Origin of the sequence: Hydrogenophaga sp. (genome assembly GCF_048549895.1) — a bacterium.
GTDB lineage: Bacteria > Pseudomonadota > Gammaproteobacteria > Burkholderiales > Burkholderiaceae_C > Hydrogenophaga.
This window is the reverse complement of sequence record NZ_JBLYYB010000151.1, coordinates 1-3,638: the sequence shown is the minus strand read 5'-3', so window position 1 is coordinate 3,638 and position 3,638 is coordinate 1. Positions and strand designations below refer to the sequence as shown.

At 60.6% G+C, this 3,638-nt stretch carries 4 protein-coding genes; 2 read left to right on the top strand and 2 right to left on the bottom strand.

All coding sequences use genetic code 11. From position 1 onward, the window contains the following. The first annotated feature begins 201 nt into the window (after window positions 1-201). On the top strand, window positions 202-561 hold the full coding sequence (locus tag ACN4F8_RS15065; RefSeq protein WP_419474311.1) for a hypothetical protein: 360 nt from the start codon (window positions 202-204) through the stop codon (window positions 559-561). 80 nt (window positions 562-641) lie between these two features. Here the strand turns inward: ACN4F8_RS15065 and ACN4F8_RS15060 are convergent, their stop codons facing one another. Both ACN4F8_RS15060 and ACN4F8_RS15055 read right to left on the bottom strand, forming a co-directional pair. Continuing rightward, window positions 642-902 (bottom strand): hypothetical protein, encoded by a 261-nt coding sequence (locus ACN4F8_RS15060; RefSeq protein WP_419474310.1) that lies wholly within the window; start codon window positions 900-902, stop codon window positions 642-644. A gap of 114 nt (window positions 903-1,016) precedes the next feature. Beyond that, on the bottom strand, window positions 1,017-1,985 hold the full coding sequence (locus ACN4F8_RS15055; protein WP_322316748.1) for an IS5 family transposase: 969 nt from the start codon (window positions 1,983-1,985) through the stop codon (window positions 1,017-1,019). 287 nt (window positions 1,986-2,272) lie between these two features. Here ACN4F8_RS15055 and ACN4F8_RS15050 point away from each other — a divergent pair. Then, a partial coding sequence (locus ACN4F8_RS15050) for a hypothetical protein (protein WP_419474309.1) occupies window positions 2,273-3,638 on the top strand: 1,366 nt, incomplete at its 3' end.

The window sequence follows — 3,638 nt, the reverse complement described above, 5'->3', positions numbered from 1 at the left end:
CGCATCGCCATCACACCCGAGTCGTCATAATCCGACCGTCCTGCCTGGGGGAATTTGGGGTGGCCAAGGGTGGGGGAATTTGACCTGGCCATCGGGGTGCTTAGGCGCCCGGACGTGGGCGACCTGCTGTTGCGTGAGTGAATCTGTGCTGCCCTGAGCTGCTACGCGGTCGAGGCAGACTGGGCCCGAGCGCAGAAAGAATTGGTCGAGGTTGAGATCGCCCGGGCCCGCGTTGCGCAGGCTCAGGCCCGGCTCGACAAGATGCTACTTGATCAGCAGCAGGCGCAGATCAACTCGCCGTTCGCCGCCGTTGTGGTGGAGGGCGATCGGCGCGACCTCTCCGGCATGCCGGTGCGCCAAGGCGAACGTGTGTCCCGCCTGGCCCGCGTTGAAGGGCTTTGTGCGGTATTGCACCTGCCCCAGCGTCACGGGCGCTACCCGAGCGTTAACGCCTCGGGTGAGTTGCGCCTGCTCAGCGAGCCCGACCGAAACATCAGCTTTGTGGTGGAGAGCAACGTTCCTGTGGCGAAGTTCAAGGCCCAGCCAGGCATTCATTTGTAGGTTCGCGTGCTACTCGCAGATCCCGCTAGAGCGTGGTGGCGCCCGGGCATGAGCGGCACGGAGCAGGTAGATGCCGGGCCTTAAAGCATCGCTTGGTGGCGGACACACAGGCTGGTGGGTTTGATGGGCATGAAGCTGCGGATCTGCCGTCGAATTTTCCATTGTGAAAAAGGAGCACCACGCGCGCTGGCTGCAAGCAAAAAGTGATGAAAATCACAGTTTGTTAACAAAGAGAATTGTTTGATATAGATGACTTCTTTATCAGTTAAAATGCTAAAAATGTAGATGTGGTGTCTAGGGATGGTGTTCAAAACCGGCGCAGCGAAGCTCGGTGAACGCATGAATCTTGCGACATGAAACTGCCGCGCCCGTTTTGATCGATTTCAATGCCACTGAGGTCGATTTTTCGGCCTTTTGAGACTCCATCGAGGCCCTTGGGCGCGCTGCAGGCGCACTCATCCCTGCGCCCTCTGCAAAAGCCGATGCCGCGCCATCCAGAGATTGGAGAGCGCGAACAGTGTGTGCAGTTGCGCCGTGTTCTTCATCAGCCCTCGGTAGCGCACCTTCACAAACCCGAACTGGCGCTTGATCACACGAAACGGGTGCTCCACCTTGGCTCGGATGCGCGCCTTCACATGCTCAAGCTTGTCCATGATCGCGCCCATGGGCGTACTTTTGTCCAACGCTTTGCGCTTGCCCGGGCGCATGGCCACGTGCCAGTTGGCCTTGATGCCCTGCGTCTCTTCGCGCTTGGCCACACCCTGGTAGCCCGCGTCGGCGAACACATCGGTTTCTTCACCGTGCACCAGCGCGCTGGCCTTCGTCACGTCATTGACGTTGGCCGCTGTGCCCACCACTGTATGAACCAGACCCGAGTCGGCGTCTACGCCGACGTGTGCTTTCATTCCGAAGTGCCATTGGTTGCCCTTCTTCACTTGGTGCATCTCCGGGTCACGCTCGCCAGTGGCGTTCTTGGTCGAGCTGGGTGCCGCAATCAAGGTGGCGTCGATAGCTGTGCCGCTCTTGAGCAGCAGGCCCTTGGCGGCCAGCGTGCTGTTGACAGTAGCCAATATCTGAATGCTGAGCTGGTGCTCTTCGAGCAGGTGGCGAAAGCGCAGAATGCTCACGCGATCCGGAATGCGCTGGGCGCTGGAGAGGCCCGCGAAGTCGCGGTACAGCGGCGTCTCGAACAGAGCCTCTTCCATGGCCAGGTCCGACAGGCCGAACCACTGTTGCAAAAAATGAATGCGCAGCATGGTCTCGTGCGCAAAGGGCGGACGCCCCGTGCTGGCTACAGGCGAGGCCGCTGCGATCAACGCGATGAGTTCGCGCCACGGCACCACCAGCTCCATCTCGTCCAGGAACACGGCCTTGCGCGTGCGCCTCGTGCTCAGATTCAGTCCCAGTTCGGCTTGTTTCTTCATGACCTGATTGTTCTGCTTCACCAGCCTTCACGCCATTGGGGACGGCACGGAGTTTTGAACACCATCCCTAGGCTCAATCGCGTGAGTGGCGCTTTTTAAGCGCCTGCGCGAGCGAACGTCGATGACACAACACACTGCCCCCATCAATTTTTTCAAGCGAAGCACCAATGACCTCGACCCCCAAAGCCAACGTCAAAGCAATCATCAAAGCCGCGAACGGAAGCCAGCAGAGCTACAGCCTTGATTCGTTGAGCAAACTCACACTGCTGCCCGGCACCAAGTTGACCTTGGTGGAAGATGCCACCGGCAAGCCGGTCAAAGGCCTGCTGGCCAAACGCAAGGGCAAGGACCTGGTGTTGGAGCTTGAAGGGCAAGGCGAGGTGGCCTCACTGCTGGACTTCTACAGCGTCGCCGACGTGGCATTTTTCCCGGCCGGCGAGATTCCTGTCAACGCATTGGCCTCTAACGCCGGCGCAGTGACCGCTGACACAACCACCGCATCCGTGACCGCCGCCGGGGAGCCCGTCGTGTGGAAGGCGCCGGCCGACTATGGCAATGCGGGCTGGCTGGCCGCTGGAGGCGCGGGTCTGGCTGCTGGGGCGGGTGGCGGGGGCGCTGCTGCGGGAGCTGCGGTGGCGGTGGCGGTGGTCAAGCCTGCAGTGCTCGTGGGCAACTTTGTCATGGGGCCGGTGCTAGATGGATCCGGGCTGGTGGCCACGGTGTACAACTCCGCCGGCGTGGTGCTTGGCGTTGCAAAGATCCAGAACGACGGATCGTTCACGCTGGCGCTACAGCAGCCCTACACCGGAGCGGTACTCGTCGTTGTGACGGACGAAAACGGCACTGCGCCTGACTACTGGGACGAAGCTACTGGAGCGCAAAAAGACCTCACTGCCGACTTGCGGGCCATGACCTATGTGAATAACGGTCAGGTGATCAATGTCAACGTGAACGTGTTCACCGAGGCTGCCGTTCGTGAACTGGCTGAGCCTGGTGCTGCCTTGCCTCTGAATGTCACAGCCGAGCAGATTGCTGTGGCCAACGACAAGGTCAAAAACGCGCTGGGTCTGGTGGAAGACCTGGTGACGGGAGAGGCCCCGGTGGCTGTGGTCACCAACACCGGGGCTCCGGACCAAACCGCCAATGCCTACGGCAAGTTACTGGCGGCAGCTTCGGGTGTGGACGAAACTGGCAGCACCGAGGCCACGATCGAAAGCCTTCGGACGGCCATCAGCGACGTTAACCCGGTCCTCAGTACCTCGATCCTGCTGCTGGCTGGTGCGGCCAACGTAGTGGACAAGGTCCCGAGCTTCCTGACCGAATCGCAGATGAGCCTGAGCGATTATTTCTTCATCGCCGATGCCATCAACGCCTTGCGCACAGACTTGACAGGCGCCCTCACGCTGGGCGACCTGCGGACCATCAAGGCCTTGAACGATCAACTGGCGGTGCTCTCTGGGCAGCTGGAATCACTGGATTCTTTGGGCGCCGCTACGGGCGTCGATGTTTCTGCCTTGAAACTGGCGGTCGGTGGGCCAGCCAACCTTAATGTGGATCCACCGGTGCTGGCCACGGGCCTGTACAAAGTCATTGCAGATGCGGTGGCTGCAGCGGTGCTGGACCTGCAAGGCGAAATCGACACTCAGGTGGGTT